This is a genomic window from Corallococcus silvisoli (assembly GCF_009909145.1).
Taxonomy (GTDB): Bacteria; Myxococcota; Myxococcia; order Myxococcales; family Myxococcaceae; genus Corallococcus; species Corallococcus silvisoli.
Map to the genome: position 1 here is coordinate 396,736 of NZ_JAAAPJ010000009.1, position 20,188 is coordinate 416,923.

A 20,188-nucleotide genomic window follows, 5' to 3' on the forward strand; every position below is an offset into this window, starting at 1 on the left:
GCCTACGCCCGGGTTGGCGGAGGATGCCGCGTCAGCAGCACGCCCAGCACCCACCGCCACACCCCGCGCCAGTCGATGCCCGGCACGCCCTCTCTATCGAACTGGTCGAGCGCCTCGCCGACGGTCACGCCAGCGGGCCAGTGAATCATGATGGCGGCGATGGTCTGCTGCCGCGGGCTGTCGCTGGGCGCCTCCAGAATGACGCGCCACTGCCGCCCGTCTCCCTCCGACGCAATCAGCATGTCCGCGACAGGCCAATCACGGCCCCTATCATCCGGGAGCGTGATGCCTGCGGCCTCCGGGAGCGACACGTGCAGCGTGCGCTCGCGCACCGTCACGTCGTCGCAGGTGTAGCCGAGGCACTCCGTGGTTCGGGCGGTGCAAGACAGCTCCTCCGCCACCACCATCGAGTGCTGCCCATGGGCTGTCCACCGTAGTTGCATCCAGCGCTCCAGCATCTCCTGGCGCACCGCCACCAGCTCACCCGCGGACGCATCTGCGAGGACGGCCCGCTGTGTTGCGGCAACGCGCTGGTCGTGCTCCGCGTCCCAAAACCAGTCGTAGCCCACGCGCCATGCCGCTTCCTCCAACGCCAGGAGCGGCATCTCTCTGGCGATGCGCAGGGCCATGGACGCCGAGAGATGTCCCGCCTCAACCGCCTCCTGTAGCGCAGAAGGGCCGCCTCGCCCCCAGTAGACGCGTGCCTCGATGCTCGGCCCCAGCCAGTTCAGGACATGCATGGCGCGGCAGTAGGCGTCGCGGGTGCGACGAGGGGAATACCTCCAACGGGGGAGCCGAGCGAGGCGCCCCTTCCTTCTGGTGCAGCTCAACCCCCAACTGGAGCAACACCATGAAGAAGAGCATCACCCTGGCCGCGTGCGTCGCGGCCGTCCTCTCCGCGCCGGTGATCCTGGCCCAGACGTCCACCAGGTGTCCGGGAGCAGGGGCGAGGCGGCGAGGGCCTCGCCAGAACTCCCGCTGGACTCCCAACTCCGGCCGACCGCCGTGCCTCGCGCCCCCGGCCCGACAATTTCCTGGGTCGGGCCGGGGACTTGAGCAGTAACCCCGACAGGAAGCGAACCTGTGGCCTGCGGTTCAGGAAACCGCCGCTCCATCCAACGGAGCCATGGAAAGCGTCCAGTCCACTCAGTCCGCGACTCCGCCCAGCGCCTTCATCCAGATGACCACCGCCACCGCGCCCGCATCCGGAATCCCCTTCGCGCGCTCGCCCAGGTAGCTGGCCCGGCCCAGGCGCGGCGACATGCCCGCCGTCGCGTCCGCGCCGGCTTCCGCCGCGCGCGCCGCCTCCGCCCACGCGACCGCCAGCGACCTCCCCTCTCGCACCCCGCGCGTCAGCGCCACGGCGGCCGGGTGCAGCGCGTCCACCATCGTCCGGTCTCCCGGCCGCGCGCCTCCCAGCTCCGACACCGCCTCGACCGCCACCTCGAACGCCCTGGCCCAAGCCACCGCATCCAACGGCTTGTCCGCCAGGTGGCGGGCCGCGCGCAGCAACGCCGTCGCGTAGAACGGCCCGGAGCTGCCACCGATGTTCCTCCGCAGCGCCTGCCCCAGCTCCGTCAACGCACCGGACGGCGTCGCCCAGGCCCCCTCAGGCAACGCGCGGATCGCCGCCGCCCCGCGCGCGAGGCTCAGCCCCAGGTCGCCGTCTCCCGCCGCGCTGTCCAGCTCCGTCAGCCGCGCCTCCGCCGCGTCCCACGCGTCCGCCACCGCCAGCGCCGCCGCGCGCACCCGCGCCATCTCGGGCTCGGGTTTCGCGTGCCCTTCCGTCCTGGACAACGCGCCGCGCGCTGGCACCACGCGGCGCTGAGTCACCACCTGCCCCCTCCCCGGCCACGCGGGCGCTTCCGTGGCCGCGTCCAACCGCTCGAGCCGCGCGTCATCCACCTTCAACACCGTGAGCGAGCACCCCGGCATCTCCAGCGCCGACAGGAACGTGCCCTGCCACGCGCGCTCCACCTTCACGCCCCGCTCCGCCAGGAACGCCAGCGCCCGGCGCGTCACGATGGCCAGCTCCATGGGCGGCGTGCCCCCCAACCCGTTGACCATCAGCGCCACGCGGTCTCCCGCGCCCACCTTCCGATCCTCCACGATGATCGACAGCAGCGTGTCCGCCAGCGCGTCCGCGGGCTGGAGCGCCACGCGGCGCACGCCCTGCTCACCGTGGATGCCCAAGCCCAGCTCCACCTCCGCCTCGCCCAGCGCGAACCCCGGCCGTCCCGCCGCCGGCACCGTGCAGGGCCCCAGCGCCACGCCCATGCTGCCCAACGTCGCGGCCGCGGCCGACGCCTCGCGCACCACCTCCGCCAACGACGCCCCCGCCGCGGCCGCCGCCCCCGCCACCTTGTGCACCAGCACCACGCCCGCGATGCCCCGGCGCCGCTCCGGCTCCACCGTGTCGCGCAACGCCACGTCGTCCGCCACCACCACCACCTCCGTCGGAATGCCCTCCGCGCGCGCCAGCTCCGCCGCCAACCCGAAGTTGAGCCGGTCGCCCGTGTAGTTCTTCACGATGAGCAGCGCCCCCGCCGGCCCCGCCACCGCGCGGATCGCCGCCAGCACCGCGTCCGCGCTGGGTGACGTGAACACGTCCCCCGCGACCGCCGCGTGCAACATGCCCGCGCCCACGTACCCCGCATGCGCCGGCTCGTGCCCGCTGCCGCCCCCCGACAACACCGCCACCTTCCGCGCCCCCGGCGCCGCCGGAACGTCCGCGCGCACCACCACCGTCTCCCCCTCCAGCAGCGCCTGCCCCGGCGCCAGCGCCACGAACCCCTCCAACATCTCCTGGACCACGGCACGCGGCGCATTGACGAGCTTCTTCACGTTCGACTCCTGGTCGGGTTCACGGGACGGATCGCGCGGACGCGACCACCCTTTCCGCCTCGCCCCCAACCCGTCAAGCCGGACGCACCCCACAAGCCCGCCGCCAGACGATTGCGTCAAAGAACCGCTTTCCCATTGACTCCGGGAACGTTTCTGAGGATGATTCTCATTATCATTCGCTAGTTTTAAAGCATACACGGCGGCCCGGCGCGAAGCGCACCGGGTCCTGGCCGAGCCCTGTCTGGCATCGCCGGGCGTGGTCGGGGCCGGAGTGTGTCTGGATTCAGGTGACTGTCTTGAGTGCTCCATCCCCCGCCGCGCGAGAGCGCACGCTGCTGTGGCTCCTGGCCGCGGTGCAGTTCACGCACGTCGTCGACTTCATGATGTTGATGCCGCTGGGCCCCCTGCTGATGCAGCGGCTGGAGCTGTCCGCGACGCGCTTCGGAGCGCTGGTGTCCGCGTACACGCTGGCGTCCGCGGCCATGGGCGTGCTGGGGGTGTTCTGGCTGGACCGCCTGGAGCGCAAGCGCACGCTGTTGATGCTCTACGCGGGCTTCATCGCCGCCACGCTCCTGTGCGGCGCGGCCACCGGAGCCATGGGGCTGCTCGTGGCGCGCACTGCGGCTGGGGCGTGCGCGGGGCTGATGGGGGCGGTCGTCATCGCCATCGTCAGTGACGTGGTGCCGGCGGAGCGCCGAGGCCAGGCCATTGGCACCGTGATGACGGCCTACGCGCTGTCCGCGGTGGCGGGCGTGCCGCTGGGCCTGGGGCTCGCGAACCTGGGCGGCTGGCGGCTGCCCTTCGGGGTCCTCGCCGGGCTCGCGGGGATCGTCTGGCTGCTGCTCCTGCGCTTCCTGCCCCGCGTGGACGGACACCTGTCCCCGGCGGCGGCCTCCAACGCGTCCCCCACCGCGGGCTTCACGCCCCGGCTGGCGCTGGGCTGGGGGCTCACCTTCACGGTGGTGTTCGCCAGCTTCCTGCTCATCCCCTACCTGGGCGCCTTCATGGTGGGCAACGTGGGCCTGTCCCTCACGGATCTGCCGTGGGTCTATCTGGCGGGCGGCGCGGCCACGTTCGTGAGCTCGCGATGGATTGGCCGGATGGCGGACCGCCTGGGCCCCGCCCGCGCGCTGGCCCTCCTGCTGGTGGCCACCATGGCACCGCACCTGCTCTTCACCCACCTGCCGCCGTCGCCGCTGCCGGTGGTGGCCGTCGTGTTCGTGTTGTTCATGACGCTCACCTCCGGGCGGGCCATCCCCACCATGGCGCTGGTCGCGTCCCAGGTGCCCCCCGCGCTCCGGGGCCGCTACCTCGCCGTCAACATGGCCGCCAGCGATGGCGCCTCCGGGCTCGCCGCGTGGATGGGCGGGCTCCTGCTCACCACCGGGCCGGACGGCGCGCTGCTGGGTTTCGCCCAGCTGGGCTGGCTCGCGGTGGGCATCTCCACGCTCGCGCTCGGGCTGCTGTGGACCTTCGCTGGCCGCGCCGTGCGGCTGGACCCCACACCCGCGCCCTGAATCCCTCTTACCTCCACAAGGACCCGTCATGTCCCAGGCAGCCCCCCGACACCCGTCCCTTCCCCGCCCCATCGTGGGTGAACTCAAGCTGGAGCGCTCCAACCAGCTGCTCGCCGAGGCGCGCAAGTGGGTGCCCGGCGTCACCCAGACGATGATGAAGAAGCCGGATCACTTCGCCCCTGGCGCCTTCCCCGTGTTCCTCGCGAAGGGACAGGGCGCGCTGGTGGAGGACGCGGACGGCCAGGAGTACATCGACTACATCCAGGCCCTGGGCGCCAACATGCTGGGCCACAACCACCCGGCCGTCGCGGACACCATCCGCAAGCACCTGGCCGAGGGCATCATCCACTCGCTGCCCACGCCCGTGGAGGTCTCCTCCGTGAAGGCGCTGGTGGAGGTCATCCCCGGCGCGGAGATGGCCCGCTTCTTCAAGACGGGCGCGGACGCCACGTCCGCCGCCGTGCGCCTCGCGCGCCACCTCACCGGCCGCGAACACATCGTCACCGTGGGCTACAACGGCTGGCACGACCACTTCATGTATGACACGCCGGGCGTGCCCCCGACCGTGGCGAAGCTCACCACCCGGCTGCCGCTCTTCACGCCCCCGGACGAGCCCGCGCTCCTCGAGCACATCGAGAAGCACGGCGCCCAGCTGGCCTGCGTGCTGCTGGCCATCCCCTACAACCGCACCGTCACCCGCGAGTTCCTCCTCCAGGTGAAGGCCACCTGCGCGAAGCACGGCGTGATGTTCGTCCTGGATGAGGTCGTCACAGGCTTCCGCCTGGCCCTGGGCGGCGCGCAGCAGTACTTCGACATCCAGGCGGACTTCGTCACCCTGTCCAAGGGCATCGCCGCGGGCATGCCCCTGTCCGCCATCGCCGGCCCGGAGAAGTACCTCTCCCGCCTGAGCGAGCTGCAGGTCTCCACCACCTTCGGCGGTGAGATGCTCTCCCTGGCCGTGTGCGAGGCCGTCCTCCACGAGTACCGCCGCACCAACCACGTCGAACACATCGCCAGCCTGGGCCGCCGCCTGCGCGAGGGCGTCAACGCCCACGCCCGCGAGACGGGCTCCTCGCTGGAGGTCATCGGCTACGACGCCGTGCCCTTCTTCCGCTTCAGCAAGGTCATCCCCGAACACATCGAGAAGATGATCCCCTTCCAGGCCGGCATGGCCCGCCGGGGCGTCATCCTCCGCCGCGACCTCAACTTCATCAGCGCCGTGCACACCGTGGAGCAGATCGACCACACCATCGCCGCCGCCGGCGAGGTGCTGCGCGAGACCGCCGCCAAGGCCCACGCGGCCTGAACCGGAGTCCTCCGCCCGTCCGCCCCCGCAGATTCTGGACAGCGAGCGATTCCATGTTTGAGCCACCTTGACAGGAATACACGACCATGGCACTTCCGGATTCTGATTATGAGAACCGTTCTCATTCCACGACGAACGGCCCCGGCGAGCGGATGATGGGCGCGACGACAGGACACGCGGTGGTGACGGGCGCGGCGCAAGGCATTGGCGCCGCGGTGGCGCGCAAGCTGGCGCGCACGATGCCGGTCGCGGTGTTCGACCAGAACGCCGCGGGGCTGGAGCTGCTGGTGGCGGAGCTGCGCCAGCAGGGCCTGAAGGCCACGGCGTTCCCGGTGGACGTGCGGGACAAGGACGGCATCGAGGACGCCATCGCCGTCATCGAGTCCCGGCTGGGCCCCATCCAGGTGCTGGCCAACGTGGCGGGCATCCTGCGGGTGGGCCCGGTGCTCACGCAGAGCGACGCGGACTGGATGTCCACGTTCGCGGTCAACACCCACGGCGTGTTTCATGTCTCGCGCGCGGTGGCGAAGCACATGGTGCCCCGCCGCTCCGGCGTCATCGTGACGGTGGGCTCCAACGCGGCCGGGGTGCCGCGCATGCAGATGGCGGCCTACGCGGCGTCCAAGGCCGCCTCCACCATGTTCACCAAGTGTCTGGGATTGGAGCTGGCCCAGCACGGCATCCGCTGCAACGTCGTGTCCCCGGGCTCCACCGACACCGCCATGCAGCGGGCGATGTGGGCGGACGACTCCGGCCGCGACGCGGTCATCGCGGGCTCGCTGGACACCTTCCGCACGGGCATCCCGCTGCGCCGCATCGCCACGCCGGATGACATCGCCGACGCCGTGGCCTTCCTCGCCTCCGACCAGGCCCGCCACATTACGATGCACGACCTGTGTATCGACGGCGGCGCCACGCTCGGCGTCTAGCGCTCCCAGCTCCCCCACCCTGCCTTCCTTCCTGGGACGGCCCCTCGGGGCCTCTCCCCGCATCACTCCGAGTTGAGAATGATTCCTGATACCAAAATCATTGGACGTCAGAAGGACGCGCGGTCCGTGGACGGCGTGGTGGGCGCCCCTGCCCTGCCGCAGGAGCAGGAGGCGTTGGCCGCGCGGCTGCTGCGTGACTACGACGCCGGGGCGTTCTTCTTCGCGTCCCCTCGGCGCACGATGCTGGCGCGCGGCGTGTTCGCCACGGTGCCGGACGCGGGCGGGACGAACTCCCTGGAGGGCCTGCCGGAGCGCGTGGCGGCGGTGCTGGACGCCTCGCGTGAGGCTGCGCACGACATCCCGGTGGCGGTGGGCGCGGTGCCCTTCGATGGCAAGGTGGCCGCGCAGTTGGTGGTGCCCATGACCATCCAGCGCGCGGGCCCGATGGTGTTCGACGCCTCGGCGCCGTCCCAGTCTCCCCTGGGCTCACGCTACACGCTGCGCCCGGTGCCGGAGCCGGCCGCCTACATGCAGGGCGTGGCGGAGGCGCTGAAGCTCATGCAGGAGGGGCCGCTGCGCAAGGTGGTGCTGTCGCGCTCGCTGCACGTGGACACGGCGGCGCCGGTGGATCTGCGGCAGCTCCTGCACAACCTGGCCCGCCGCAACCCGCATGGTTACACCTTCGCGGTGGACCTGCCGCCGCACGCGGACGCGGCCCCCGGCTCGGGGCGGCGCACGCTCATCGGCGCGAGCCCGGAGCTGCTGGTGGCGCGCTCGGGGTTGCAGGTCCTCGCCAATCCGCTCGCGGGCTCGGCGGCGCGCAGCCCGGATCCGGTGGAGGATCAGGCGCGGGCGGCGCGGCTGATGACCTCGCCCAAGGACCTTCACGAGCACGCGGTCGTCATCGACGCGGTGGCGGAGGCCCTTCGGCCCTTCTGCAAGACGCTGGACGTGCCCCGGGGGCCGTCGCTCGTGAGCACGCAGACGATGTGGCACCTGTCCAGCCGCATCCAGGGCGAGCTGAAGGATCCCTCCATCACGTCGCTGACGCTGGCGCTGGCCATGCATCCCACGCCCGCGGTGTGTGGCCACCCGACGGCGCTGGCGCACGAGTCCATCGGGCGGATCGAACCGTTCCACCGGGGCTACTACACCGGCACGGTGGGCTGGTGCGACGCGAACGGCGACGGTCAGTGGGCCGTCACCATCCGCTGCGCGGAGGCCGACGAGCACACCCTGCGGTTGTTCGCGGGCGCGGGCATCGTCGTGGGCTCCACGCCAGAGGCGGAGCTCGCGGAGACGGAGGCCAAGTTCCGCACCATGTTGCTGGCCATGGGCCTGGGCCTCAACGCCGAGGTGCAGCCGTGAGCGGTGCCCCCGAGCACCTGCCGGGCTGCCCCGCCTGGCCGGAGGACTTCGCCCGACGCTACCGCGAGGCCGGCTACTGGCGCGGAGAGACGTTCGGCCAGCTGCTGCGGGAGCGTGCCCGCGACTTCGGAACGCGCACGGCGCTGGTGGGCGGCGCGCACCGCTGGACGTACGCGGAGCTGGACGCGCGCGTGGACCGCATGGCCACGGGCCTCCACGCGCTGGGCATCCGCGCGCGTGACCGCGTGGTGGTGCAGTTGCCCAACGTCCCGGAGTTCTACGAGGTCATCTTCGCGCTCTTCCGCATGGGCGCCCTGGCCGTGTTCGCGCTGCCCGCGCACCGCGCGTCGGAGATCGGCTACTTCTGCGCCTTCACCGAGGCCGTGGCGTACGTCATCCCGGATCGCTTCGGCGGCTTTGACTACCGAAGCCTCGCGGACCAGGTGAAGGCCACCACGCCCACGCTGAAGCACGTGCTCGTCCTGGGCGACGCGGGGGCGCACACCGCGCTGGCCTCCGTGCCCACGGAGCCGGTGGCGCTGGAGGGGCCGTCGCCGTCGGACGTGGCGTTCTTCCAGCTGTCCGGCGGCAGCACCGGCGTGCCCAAGCTGATCCCCCGCACCCACGACGACTACATCTACAGCCTCCGGGCCAGCGTGGACGTGTGCCGGTTCACCCCTGAGACGGTGTACCTGTGCGCGCTGCCCGCGGCGCACAACTTCCCGATGAGCTCGCCCGGCGTGCTGGGCGCCTTCTTCGCGGGCGGCACGGCGGTGATGGCGCTGAACCCCAGCCCGGAGGTGGCCTTCCCGCTCATCGAACGCGAGCGCGTCACCGTCACCGCGCTGGTGCCCCCGTTGACGATGGTGTGGCTGGACTCGTCGTTGGCGAAGCGGCACAACCTGTCCAGCCTCCAGGTGCTCCAGGTGGGCGGCGCCCGCCTGAGCGACGAGGCCGCCGCGCGCGTGCGTCCCACGCTCGGCTGCGGACTCCAGCAGGTCTTCGGCATGGCCGAGGGCCTGGTGAACTACACGCGGCTGGACGACCCCGAAGCGCGCATCATCACCACGCAGGGCCGCCCCATGTCGGACGCGGACGAGCTGCGCGTGGTGGACGACGACGACGTGCCGGTGGCCCCCGGTGAGACAGGGCACCTGCTCACGCGCGGGCCCTACACCATCCGCGGCTACTACAAGGCGGAGGCGCACAACGCCAAGGCCTTCACGACGGATGGCTTCTACCGCACGGGCGACCTCGTGCGCCTGACGCCCGAGGGGCACCTCGTGGTCGAGGGACGCGCGAAGGATCAGATCAACCGGGGCGGAGACAAGGTCGCGGCGGAGGAGGTGGAGAACCACCTGCTCGCGCACCCGTCCGTCAGCGACGCCGCCGTGGTGGCCATTCCGGACAAGTTCCTGGGCGAGCGCACCTGCGCGGTCGTCATCCCGCGCGGTGAAGCGCCAGCGCCCTCCGCCCTCAACGCGTTCCTGCGCCAGCGAGGGCTCGCGGCCTTCAAGATTCCGGACCGCATCGAGTTCGTCGCGGCCTTCCCCCAGACGGGGGTGGGCAAGGTCAGCAAGAAGGCGCTGCGCGACAGCCTGCGCCAGTCCCTCTCCACACCCTCTCCCTGAACCAGGAGCCCTCCATGGCACTGCCTGCCATTGCCCCCTATTCCATGCCCGGCGCGGCGGACCTGCCCCGCAACAAGATCTCGTGGACCCCGGAGCCCGGGCGCGCCGTGCTGCTCATCCACGACATGCAGCGCTACTTCGTGGACGCCTTCGCGCAGGGCCAGTCCCCGGTGACGGAGCTGGTGGCCAACATCCAGCGGCTGCGTGCGCACGCCGTGAAGCTGGGCATCCCCGTCGTTTACTCCGCGCAGCCCGGCGACCAGACCCCCGAGCAGCGCGGCCTCCAGCTGGACTTCTGGGGCGCTGGCGTCCGCAGCGGACCGAAGCAGCAGATCATCGAGGCGCTCGCTCCCGTCGAGGGCGACACCGTGCTCACCAAGTGGCGCTACAGCGCCTTCCGCAACACGCGCCTGATGGAGCTGATGCGGGAGCAGCGCCGTGACCAGCTGATCATCTGCGGCATCTACGCGCACATCGGCTGCCTCCAGACGGCCAGCGACGGCTCCATGAGCGAGGTGCGGCCCTTCCTGGTCGCGGACGCGGTGGCGGACTTCTCGCTGGAGAAGCACCGGCTTGCGCTGGACTACGCCTCGCAGCTCGTCGCGTTCGTCACCTCCACGCAGCAGCTCATCGACGCCATGCCGGTGGGTGCCTCCGCCCCGGCGGTGGACCGCGAGCAGCTTCGAGCGGACGTGGCCGAGCTCCTGATGGAGTCCGCGTCGGCGATTGGCGAGGACGACAACCTGCTCGAGCGCGGCATGGACTCCATCCGCCTGATGAGCCTGGTGGAGCGCTGGCGCCAGGGTGGCACCGAGGTGTCCTTCGTGGAGCTGGCCGAGAAGCCGACGCTCACCGACTGGTACGCGCTGCTCGCCGCGAAGCAGCCCGCCCCGCTGGCCCCTGGCGCCCGCGCCTCCTGATCCGCCCTGGAGGGCGGCCCCCCTTCCCCTCGGAGTTCCCCCGTCATGCACCCTCCCCAGGATGAGAACCGCCCGCTGACCGCGGCACAGCACGGCATCTGGGTGGGGCAACAGCTCGACCTCCAGAGCCCGGTGTACAACGCGGGCGAGTGCATCGAGTTCCGGGGCGCGGTCGATCCGGCGCGCTTCGAGTCCGCCCTGCGCCGCGCGGTCGCGGACGCGGACGCCCTGCACTCGCGCTTCATCGCGGGCGATGAGGGTCCGGCACAGCGGATCGATCCCGGCACGCACTGGGCGCTCCAGCGCGTGGACCTGAGCGCGGAAGCGGATCCCTGGGCCGCCGCCCAGGAGTGGATGTGGAAGGACCTGGGCCGCACGGTGGACCTCGCGCGAGGGCCGCTGTTCGCGCAGGCCCTGCTCACCGTCGGGCCGGAGCGCTCCTTCTGGTTCCAGCGCATCCACCACATCGCGATGGATGGCTATGGCTTCTCGCTGCTCGCGCGGCGGGTGGCGGAGCTCTACACGGCTGATGCCGCGGGCAAGGTCGCGCCCGCCGGCTTCAGCCGCCTGGGCCCCGTGCTGGACGAGGACCTGGCGTACCGGAGCGGTCCACAGCTCCAGAAGGACCGCGACTTCTGGGTGGGGCGCTTCGAGGATGCCCCCGTGCCGCCGCTGCTCGCGGACGCGGCGCCCATGTCCTCCCGCTTCCTGCGCCGCTCGGAGCACCTGCGCCCGGAGATGATGGCCGCCCTCCAGGCCGGCGCGAAGCAGGCGGGCGTGAGCTGGTCCGACCTGGTGCTCGCGGTGACGGCCGTCTACCTGCACCAGCGCACGGGCGCGGCGGAGGCGGTGCTGGGCCTGCCGGTGATGGGCCGGCTGGGTTCGGCGTCGCTGCGAGTCCCGTGCATGGCGATGAACATCGTGCCGCTGCGCATCGCCGTGCGGCCGGATGCGGGGCTGTATGCCCTGGCGCGTGACGTGGCGGCGGAGATGAAGGCCGCGCGCCCCCACCTGCGCTACCGCTACGAGCAGCTCCGCCGCGACCTGCGTCTGGTCGGTGGCCAGCGGAAGCTCTTCGGTCCCGTCGTCAACATCATGCCGTTCGACTACGCCCTGGACTTCGCGGGCGTGCCGGGGACCGCTCACAACATCTCCGCCGGTCCGGTGGAGGACCTGTCGTTCGGCTTCCATGCCCGTTCGGGTGGGACAAGCCTGCGCGTGGATCTGGACGCGAACCCCGCCTGCTACACCGAGGCCGCGCTCGCCGAACACCAGCGTGGGTTCCTCCAACTGCTGGAGTCGCTGCTCGCGTCGCCCGAGCAGCCCGTGCGGCGCGCCCCCCAGGGTGCGGGGATGGAGGCTTCGGTCCTCGACGGCGGGCCGGTGCCGCCGGTGCGCCCTGTGTTGGAGCTGTTGAAGGCACAGGCCGAGGCCCGGCCGGAGGCGGTCGCGGTGGAGCACGGCCGCTGGCGGATGACCTACCGCGAGCTGCTTGCGGCCTCCCAGGCCCTGGCGCTGCGGCTCACGGAAGCGGGCGTGCGCGCCGACACCGCGGTGGCCGTGAAGGTCCCCCGGGGCATCGACGCCATCGTGTCCACCCTGGGCGTGCTGTTCGCGGGCGCGGGCTACCTGCCCATCGACCCCACCGGGCCGGCCACGCGCAACGCGGCCATCCTGGAGGACGCACGCCCCGGCGTGATGCTGGTGTCCGAGCGCCCCACGCCCGACGCGGATCCCACGGCGCCTGGAATCCTGATCGTGCAGCGGCTGGAGTCGCAGGCCCCATCCGGGCCCGTGGCTCCGGTGGGAGGGGACGTCCCCGCCGCGTCCGACCCGGAGGCCCGGCTCGCCTATGTCATCTACACGTCGGGCTCCACCGGTCAGCCCAACGGCGTGCAGATCACGCGCGGCGCCCTGGCCCACTTCGTCGCGGGCGCGACGCCGCGCTACGGCGTCGGCCCCGAGGATCGGGTGCTCCAGTTCGCGCCGCTCCACTTCGACGCCAGCGTCGAGGAGATCTTCGTCGCGCTGTGCACGGGCGCGCGGCTGGTGCTGCGCACCGACGAGATGCTCCAGTCGGTGCCACGCCTGATGGACGCGTGCGCCGAGCACGGCATCACCCTGCTCGACCTGCCCACGGCCTTCTGGCACGAGCTGGCCTACAGCCTGTCCACCGGCGCCGCCCGCCTTCCGGAGGCCCTGCGCACGGTCATCATCGGCGGCGAGGCGGCGCTGCCGGAGCGCATCGCTCGCTGGCGGGAGATCGCGGGCGACCGCGTGCGGCTGCTCAACACCTACGGCCCCACCGAAGCCACCGTCGTGGCCACCGTCGCCACGCTCGCGGGGCCGGAGGCCCTGGCCTCCGGTGAGGAGGTCCCCATCGGCCGTCCGCTGCCCGGCGTGGTCGCGGCGGTCATCACCCCGCAGGGCCGGCTGGTGGCCCCCGGCAAGGAGGGCGAGCTGTGCCTGCTGGGCGGCGCGCTCGCGCGGGGCTACCTGGGCCGCCCCCAGTTGGATGCCGCGCGCTTCACCCGGCTGGAGGCGCTGGAGGGAGCGCCCCGGGCCTACCGCACCGGCGACAAGGCGCGCGTGCGGGAGGACGGCCAGCTCGTGTTCGTGGGCCGCGTCGACGACGAGTTCAAGATCAGCGGGCACCGCATCGACCCGGGCGAAGTTGAAACCGTGTTGCTCCGGTATCCCGGTGTCCGCGAGGCCGCCGTCGTGGGACAGGTGTTGCCGGGGGGCTCGCGACGGCTGTGCGCGCACCTGGTGGCCTCGCCCGAGCCCTCGCCCGCGGAGCTGCGCAAGCACCTGCTGACGGCCCTGCCCGCTCCCATGGTGCCCGGCGCCTTCGCCTTCGCGGAGCGGCTGCCCCGCACCAGCACGGGGAAGATCGACCGCAACGCGCTCAAGAACGCGCTGCCCGCGGACGCGAGCGCCGCGCTGCTCGCCACCGCGACCCCCATGGAGCGCACGGTGCTGGAGGTCTGGGAGCAGGTCCTGGGCCGCGCCGCCACTTCGCTCCAGGACGACTTCTTCGAGCTGGGCGGCCAGTCCCTCCAGAGCATCCAGGTGGCCAACCGGCTGGGCATCGCCGTGGGCCGCGACGTGCCCGTGGCCACCGTCTTCCGGCACCCGACCGTGTCGGGGCTCGCGCAGGCGCTCCAGCGCGGCAGCGCCGAGGGCTCGGAGCCCGGCGGCCTCACGCCCGCGATGCTCACGGACGCGGAGCTGGGCGAGGACATCGTCCCCACCACCACCCACGAGGCGTGGGCACACGAGGCGCCGCGACGGGGCACCGGCTTCCGGCAGGTCCTCCTCACGGGCGCCACGGGCTTCGTCGGCGCGCACCTGCTGCATCAGCTCCTGACGCGGACGGACTCGCGCGTCATCTGCCCCGTGCGCGCGAAGGACGAGGCGCAGGCCATGGAGCGGCTGCGCTCCGCGCTGGCGGGCCAGCGTCTGCCCACGGAGGGGATTGAAGCGCGGGTGCTCGCGCTTCCGGCGGACCTGTCCCAACCGCTGCTGGGCCTGGACGCCACGCGCTTCCACGGGCTCGCCGCCGAGTGCGACGCCATCATCCACAACGCCGCCGTGGTCAGCGTGGTGCGCGAGTACGGCAGCCTCCAGGGCGTCAACGTCCGCGGCACGCGGGAGCTGCTGAAGCTGGCCGCCGCCGTGCGCCCCAAGCCCTTCCACTACGTCTCCACGCTGGCGGTGGCGCCCCAGGCGAACCTGGCTCCGGACGTGCCAGAGGCCTTCGTCCCCGCGCACCCGGGCCTGCGCGACGGCTACCAGCAGAGCAAGTGGATCGCGGAGCGGCTGGTGCAGCAGGCCTCCGAGCGGGGCCTCCCCGCGACGGTGTACCGGCTGGGCCGCGTGGTGGGCGCGCCCGACACCGCGCTCGTCAACACCCAGGACCTCGTGTGGCGCATCGTGCTCGCCGGGCTGCCCGTGCGCGCCCTGCCCCTGCTGGACGTGGGCGAGGTGTGGACGCCCGTGGACTTCGTGGCCCGCGCGATCGTCCAGCTCGCGCGCACGCCTCGGCCGGGCGCGGTGTTCAACGTGACGCCGGCGGCGGAGGTGCGCCTGGCGGAGCTGTTCGGCTGGGTGCGTGACTACGGCTACCCGCTGGACCTGTGTCCCGTCCCCGAGTGGCGCGACCGCGTCGCGAAGGGCTCGGGCGGCCACGACGCCACGCTCGCCTTCTTCGACTTGCGCAGCGGGGACTCCACGCCGGCCTTCGGCCTGGGCCCCATCCGCTGCGAACGGCTGCTGGCCGCGCTGGAGGGCACGGACGTCCGCTGCCCCCCCACCGACCGGAAGCTCCTCCACCGCTATCTCGACTCCTGCGTCGCGCAGGGAATCCTGCCTCCGAAAGAAACGGCGCTCCCGTGACGAACCCTTCCTGGTCCCCTGCCTCCTGGCGCGCGAAGCCTGTCCGCTACATCCCCGACGACTACCCCGACCTCTCCGCCCTCGCGCGCGTGGAGTCCGAGCTCGCCGCCCTGCCGTCGCTGGTGCACGCGGAGGAGACGCGCCGGCTGCGAGAAGCGCTGGGGCAGGTCGCCGAGGGCAAGGCCTTCCTGCTCCAGGGCGGCGACTGCGCGGAGAGCTTCAAGGAGTTCTCCGCCCAGAACGTCCGGGGCACCTTCCAACTGCTGCTCCAGATGGCCGGGGTGCTCACCTTCGCGGGCGGCTGCCCGGTGGTGAAGGTGGGCCGCATCGCGGGCCAGTTCGCCAAGCCGCGCTCCAACGCCACGGAGACCGTCGGCGGCGTCACCCTGCCCAGCTACCGCGGCGACATCATCAACGGCATGGACTTCGACGCCCGCGAGCGCACGCCGGATCCCCAGCGCCTGCTTCGCGCCTACCACCAGTCCGCGGAGACACTCCAACTGGTGCGGGCCTTCGCGCGCGAGGGCTACACGGACCTGACCCGGCTCCTGGGCCACCGGCCGGAGTCCGAAGGCGCCGTGCGCCCCGTGGACTTCTTCACCAGCCACGAAGCCCTGCTCCTCAACGTCGAGCAGGCCATGACCCGCGTCGATGAAGCCACGGGCGACTGGTACGACACGTCCGCGCACATGCTCTGGATTGGCGAACGCACCCGCCAGCTGGACGGCGGCCACGTGGAGTTCATGCGGGGCATCCAGAACCCCATCGGCCTCAAGTGCGGCCCCTCGCTGGAGCCCGAGGACCTGGTGCGCCTCATCGACACGCTCAACCCCCAGGGCATCCCGGGCAAGCTCACGCTCATCGGGCGCTTCGGCTCGGATCAGGTCGCCGCGCGCCTGCCCCGGCTGATGGCCGCCACCCAGCGCCACGGCAGCCCCGTGGTGTGGTCCATCGACCCGATGCACGGCAACACGCACAAGGCGAACAACGGCTACAAGACGCGCTCGCTGGAGCGGATCCTCGCGGAGGTGATGGGCTTCCTCCAGGTCGCCGCCGCCGAAGGCGTCCACCCCGGCGGACTCCACCTGGAGATGACCGGCCAGGACGTCACCGAGTGCCTGGGCGGCCCGCTGGACGTGTCCGAGGACGACCTCTCCGACCGCTACCACACGCACTGCGATCCACGCCTCAACGCGGACCAGTCTCTCCAGCTCGCGTTCCGCGTCGCGGACGGGCTGCACACCGTGCGCGCACCCCAGGACCGCGCAGCCTGATTTTCCATGGAGCCTTGACAGTTCCGAACTCAAGCGGGTAAACGTCGCGGCGCTGAAAATGAGAACCATTCTCATAATCATAAGAGCGACGACGCGGCGATGGCTTCCGGGCATGGGCGTGGCCCTGCTGTCCCTCCCGTGCGCCAGTGGACTCGCGCACGCGGGAGGACTCCAGGAGGAGGCCGCCCCCGAGCCGCCTCCGGCGCGAACGGCCGAGCCCGGCGCCCAGGATGCGGCGCAGCCGACCCCGGCGCCCGCGGCTCCGGTCATCGAGCTTCCGCGGCTGCTCCGCTCCGTGGAGGCGCCCTACCCGCCCGAAGCGGCGCGCGAGAAGCTGGAGGCGAACGTCCGGCTGCGGCTGCGGCTGGACGCGCAGGGGCAAGTGACCCAGGCGGAGGTGATGGAGCCCGTCGGCCACGGCTTCGACGAGGCCGCGCGCACCGCGGCGCTCCAGTTCCGCTTCGAGCCCGCGAAGCGCAACGGCGTCGCGGCCCCCGCCCGCGTCACCTACACCTACGTGTTCCAGCTGGCCGCGCCCGTGGAGCCGGCACCGCCGCCGGCCCCTCGCATCACGATGACGGCGGCGAAGTCCCACGCGCCCGACACGGCCCCGGAGGAGTACGAGGAGACCGTCGAAGTCACCGGCGTGGGCGAGACGCAGGCCGAGCGCCGCCGCAAGTCCGCGGAGGCGGTGCAGGTCGTCGAGCTGGAGCAGGCCAGCATGGAGACCGCCGACCTGGGCACCGCGCTGGCGCGCACGGAAGGCGTGGACGTGCGGCGGGCCGGGGGACTTGGCAGCGGAGCACGCGTTTCGGTGGCGGGCCTGTCGGATGATCAGGTGCGCTTCTTCATCGACGGCGTTCCGCTGGAGCTGGCGGGCTACGGGCCCGCGATCGCCAGCGTGCCGGTGAACCTGGTGCAGCGGATGGAGATCTTCCAGGGCGTGGTGCCCATCCGCTTCGGCGCGGACGCGCTGGGCGGCGCGGTGGAGCTCGTCACCGACCAGGACGTGCGCGGCACGGGCGTGACGGGCTCGTATGAGCTGGGCTCTTTCGACACGCACCGCTTCACCGCGAGCGTCCGCCACCTCCAGGAGTCCACCGGCCTGCTGGTGCGCGCGCACGGCTTCTACGACGACGCGCGCAACAACTACCCCATCCAGGTGGAGGTGCCCAACGACCTGGGCAAGCTCGCGCCCGTGGAGGTGCGCCGCTTCCATGACGGCTACCGCGCCGGAGGCGCGAGCGTGGAGGCCGGCTACGTGGACCGGCCCTGGGCGCGGCGCCTGCTGGTGCGCGCCTTCCTCAACGCCGCCGGCCGGGAGATCCAGAACGACGTCGCCATGGAGTCCGCCTATGGCGACGTGACGACCGCGGAGGGCACCGCGGGCGCCACGCTGCGCTACGCGCAGACCTTCGACCCGGGCCTCACCGTGGACGCGGTGGGCGGCTACACGTTCCGCCGCAACCGCTTCCTGGACCTGGGCACCTGCGCGTACGACTGGTACGGCCGCTGCGTCGTCACCCTGCCCCAGCCGGGTGAGATCGAATCGCGAGCCGTGGAGCGCTACGTCAACCAGCACACCGCCTTCGCGCGCCTCAACGCCGCCTGGGTGCCCGTGCCCGGCGGAGCGCACACGGTGCGGCTGGCGGTGGCCCCCACCTTCGTCCAGCGCTCGGGCGAGGACCGCCAGCTCCAGGCGCGCGGCGAGGCGGATCCGCTGTCCGTGGGCCGGGGCGTGACGTCCCTGGTGACGGGCCTGGAGTACCAGCACGACGCCTTCGACGGCCGGCTCCAGAACATCGTCTTCGCCAAGGACTACCTCCAGGACACCCGCGCGAAGAAGCTGCTGGCCAGCAACGAGTTCATGAACCTGGGCCGCACCGCGCACGAGTTCGGCGTGGGCGACAGCCTGCGCTACCGGCTGTCCACCTCGCTCATCGCCAAGGCCTCCTATGAGTGGGCCACGCGGCTGCCGCGCCCGGACGAGCTCTTTGGCGACGGGCTGCTCATTGGCGACAACCTGGAGCTGCGGCCCGAGGTCAGCCACAACTTCAACCTGGGGCTGAGCTACGCGTCAGCGCCCAGCAGCCGCGGGGGCGGCTTCCGCGCCAGCGCTGGCGGCTTCGCGCGCCTGGCCGATCAGCTGATCGTCCTCATCGGGCGGGAGAGCTACTTCCTCTACCAGAACGTGTACGCGGCCCGCGCGCTGGGCGCCCTCGGGAGCGTGGGGTGGACGTCGCCCGGTCAGTACCTGGCCCTGGACGGCAACGCCACCTGGCAGGACGTTCGCAATGTCTCCACCGAGGGCAACTTCGGCGCGTTCGACGGACAGCGCATCCCCAACCGCCCCTACCTGCTCGGCAATGGCAGCGCGCAGGGGCGCGTGGGCGACCTCCTGCGCGACCACGACGAGCTGCTGGTGACGTGGCGCTCCCGCTATGTGCACGGCTTCTTCCGGTCGTGGGAGGGCCTGGGGGCGCAGGTGACGAAGTCGCGCATCCCCTCGCAGCTCACCCACTCGCTCGCGGTCACCTACGTGGTGCGCGACATGACGACGCGGCTGAGCTGGACGCTGGACCTGCAGAACCTCACCGACTCCCGGACCTACGACTTCTACGGCGTCCAACGCCCCGGCCGCAGCCTCGCCGCCAAGTTCACGCTGGAGCGCTGAGCACCGCGCCTCCGGCACTCCGCACGCAGCACCCGCAAACCCCCATCGAAAGGGATCTCCTTGAAGCTGTCACCCTCCTTCCGCACCCCGGGCCGCGTCCTCGCGGCACTCGCCTTCTCCTTCGTCGCGGCCTGCAGCGACAACACGGATCCGGACAACAACAACCCGGACGCCGGCCCCGTCACCAAGACGCCGCTGTACGCGTTCGTGGCGCAGGTGAGCACCGACACGGAGTCCCAGAGCTACATCATCCTCACGGACAAGGTGGACCAGACCGCGCCGCTGTCCCTGGCGAACGCCACGGAGATCAACGGCCGCGCGCTGGGCTCCGGCATCTCCAAGTCGGGCTCGCTCTTCGTGTCCAGCAGCGCGAACGCCACCGTCACCCGCTACAACGTGACGAACGACAACAAGCTGGAGAAGGCGGGCGAGGTCAGCTTCGCGGGCAAGGGCCTCACCACGATTGGCGAGTACCAGAACCAGTTCCAGTTCGTGTCGGAGACGAAGGCCTACTACTTCGACGGCCGGACGGCGCAGCTGATCATCTGGAACCCGAAGGACATGACGCTGACGAACAGCGTCGCGCTGCCGGACATGGCCATCAACGGCGCGATCCTCACGTTCGCGTCCAACCCCCTGCGCGTGGGCAACAAGGTGCTGATGCCGCTGGGTTGGCGCCCGTCCGCGGGCATCGGCATCACGAAGCAGGCGGGCATCATCGTGGTGGACACCACGAATGACAGCGCCGTGGTCGTCCGCGACGACCGCTGCGGCTACGTGCGCGACGGCATCGTGGGCACCGACGGCCAGGTGTACCTGGCGACGGAGGCGTACGGCGCCGCGGTGAAGCGCGTGTCCGGCAGCAACCCGGACGTGCCCACCCCCTGCCTCCTGAAGTTCGACCCGGCGACGGGCAAGTACGACGCCACCTTCTTCAAGGAGCTGGGCTCGCTGACGAACGACGGCGCCACGGGCTCGCTGCTCGCGGGCCCCAACGGCACCGGCTACCTGCGCGTGCTGGATGAGTCGGTCTACACGGTGGCGGAGGGCACGCACCCGCGCGTCATCGCGAGCGCCGTGGCGTGGAAGTGGTGGAAGCTGGACCCGGCCTCCGGCGCCAAGGCGACGCTGGTGGACACGCTGCCGGCCAGCACGGGCAGCTCCTTCCTCTTCCAGGCGGATGACCGCACCCTGTTCACCGAGTTCACCAACGGCGGCAGCAACACCAACTTCCGCGAGCTGACCGACCTGAGCGGCAAGCTGGTGGCGACGCACGAGGGCCTGTCCTTCTCGTTCCTCCAGCTGCGCTAGCCCCTGTCGTCGGCGG

General features: G+C 71.8%; 12 protein-coding genes and 1 tRNA gene. 10 read left to right on the plus strand and 3 right to left on the minus strand.

All coding sequences use genetic code 11. The features are described from left to right. Positions 1 to 2: 2 nt before the first annotated feature. The 3 genes from GTY96_RS20315 to GTY96_RS20325 form a co-directional block, all read right to left on the minus strand. Positions 3 to 629, minus strand: a complete 627-nt coding sequence (locus GTY96_RS20315) for a hypothetical protein (RefSeq protein ID WP_143904330.1) — start codon at positions 627 to 629, stop codon at positions 3 to 5. A 434-nt stretch (positions 630 to 1,063) separates the two neighbouring features. Further along, positions 1,064 to 1,126, minus strand: a tRNA-Arg gene (locus GTY96_RS20320). Between the two features lie 20 nt (positions 1,127 to 1,146). Further along, the gene (locus GTY96_RS20325) at positions 1,147 to 2,844 is read right to left on the minus strand and encodes a dihydroxyacetone kinase family protein (protein ID WP_161665538.1); all 1,698 of its coding nucleotides are present in this window, start codon (positions 2,842 to 2,844) and stop codon (positions 1,147 to 1,149) included. Positions 2,845 to 3,131: 287 nt separating this feature from the next. Between GTY96_RS20325 and mxcK the strand changes: the two genes are divergently transcribed. The 10 genes from mxcK to GTY96_RS20375 all read left to right on the plus strand — a co-directional run bounded on the left by mxcK (position 3,132) and on the right by GTY96_RS20375 (position 20,172). Next, the gene (mxcK, locus tag GTY96_RS20330; RefSeq protein WP_143904326.1) at positions 3,132 to 4,361 is read left to right on the plus strand and encodes a myxochelin export MFS transporter MxcK; all 1,230 of its coding nucleotides are present in this window, start codon (positions 3,132 to 3,134) and stop codon (positions 4,359 to 4,361) included. Positions 4,362 to 4,389: 28 nt separating this feature from the next. Further along, entirely contained in the window at positions 4,390 to 5,667 is a 1,278-nt protein-coding gene (gene mxcL, locus GTY96_RS20335; RefSeq protein WP_143904324.1) for a myxochelin B biosynthesis transaminase MxcL, read from the plus strand. 86 nt (positions 5,668 to 5,753) lie between these two features. Next, positions 5,754 to 6,596, plus strand: a complete 843-nt coding sequence (locus GTY96_RS20340; protein WP_304503227.1) for a 2,3-dihydro-2,3-dihydroxybenzoate dehydrogenase — start codon at positions 5,754 to 5,756, stop codon at positions 6,594 to 6,596. Positions 6,597 to 6,674: 78 nt separating this feature from the next. Next, a complete protein-coding gene (dhbC, locus tag GTY96_RS20345) occupies positions 6,675 to 7,964 on the plus strand; it encodes an isochorismate synthase DhbC (RefSeq protein ID WP_161665539.1) in 1,290 nt (429 codons plus the stop codon). Beyond that, the gene (locus GTY96_RS20350; RefSeq protein ID WP_161665540.1) at positions 7,961 to 9,595 is read left to right on the plus strand and encodes a (2,3-dihydroxybenzoyl)adenylate synthase; all 1,635 of its coding nucleotides are present in this window, start codon (positions 7,961 to 7,963) and stop codon (positions 9,593 to 9,595) included. Before dhbC ends, GTY96_RS20350 begins: the two co-directional genes overlap by 4 nt. A 14-nt stretch (positions 9,596 to 9,609) precedes the next feature. Then, the gene (locus GTY96_RS20355; RefSeq protein ID WP_143904318.1) at positions 9,610 to 10,515 is read left to right on the plus strand and encodes an isochorismatase family protein; all 906 of its coding nucleotides are present in this window, start codon (positions 9,610 to 9,612) and stop codon (positions 10,513 to 10,515) included. A 45-nt stretch (positions 10,516 to 10,560) separates the two neighbouring features. Further along, complete coding sequence (gene mxcG, locus GTY96_RS20360; RefSeq protein WP_161665541.1) at positions 10,561 to 14,913, plus strand: myxochelin non-ribosomal peptide synthetase MxcG; 4,353 nt, start codon at positions 10,561 to 10,563, stop codon at positions 14,911 to 14,913. Beyond that, positions 14,910 to 16,187, plus strand: coding sequence for a 3-deoxy-7-phosphoheptulonate synthase class II (locus GTY96_RS20365; RefSeq protein WP_161665542.1), 1,278 nt, complete (start codon positions 14,910 to 14,912; stop codon positions 16,185 to 16,187). The genes mxcG and GTY96_RS20365 overlap by 4 nt, the downstream gene beginning before the upstream one ends. Before the next feature lie 112 nt (positions 16,188 to 16,299). Continuing rightward, positions 16,300 to 18,861 carry a TonB-dependent siderophore myxochelin receptor MxcH gene (gene mxcH, locus GTY96_RS20370; RefSeq protein WP_235685727.1) on the plus strand — a complete coding sequence of 854 codons (2,562 nt, stop codon included), beginning with the start codon at positions 16,300 to 16,302 and terminating at the stop codon, positions 18,859 to 18,861. Positions 18,862 to 18,921: 60 nt separating this feature from the next. Further along, the gene (locus tag GTY96_RS20375; RefSeq protein WP_143904311.1) at positions 18,922 to 20,172 is read left to right on the plus strand and encodes a hypothetical protein; all 1,251 of its coding nucleotides are present in this window, start codon (positions 18,922 to 18,924) and stop codon (positions 20,170 to 20,172) included. The last annotated feature ends 16 nt before the right edge of the window (positions 20,173 to 20,188 follow it).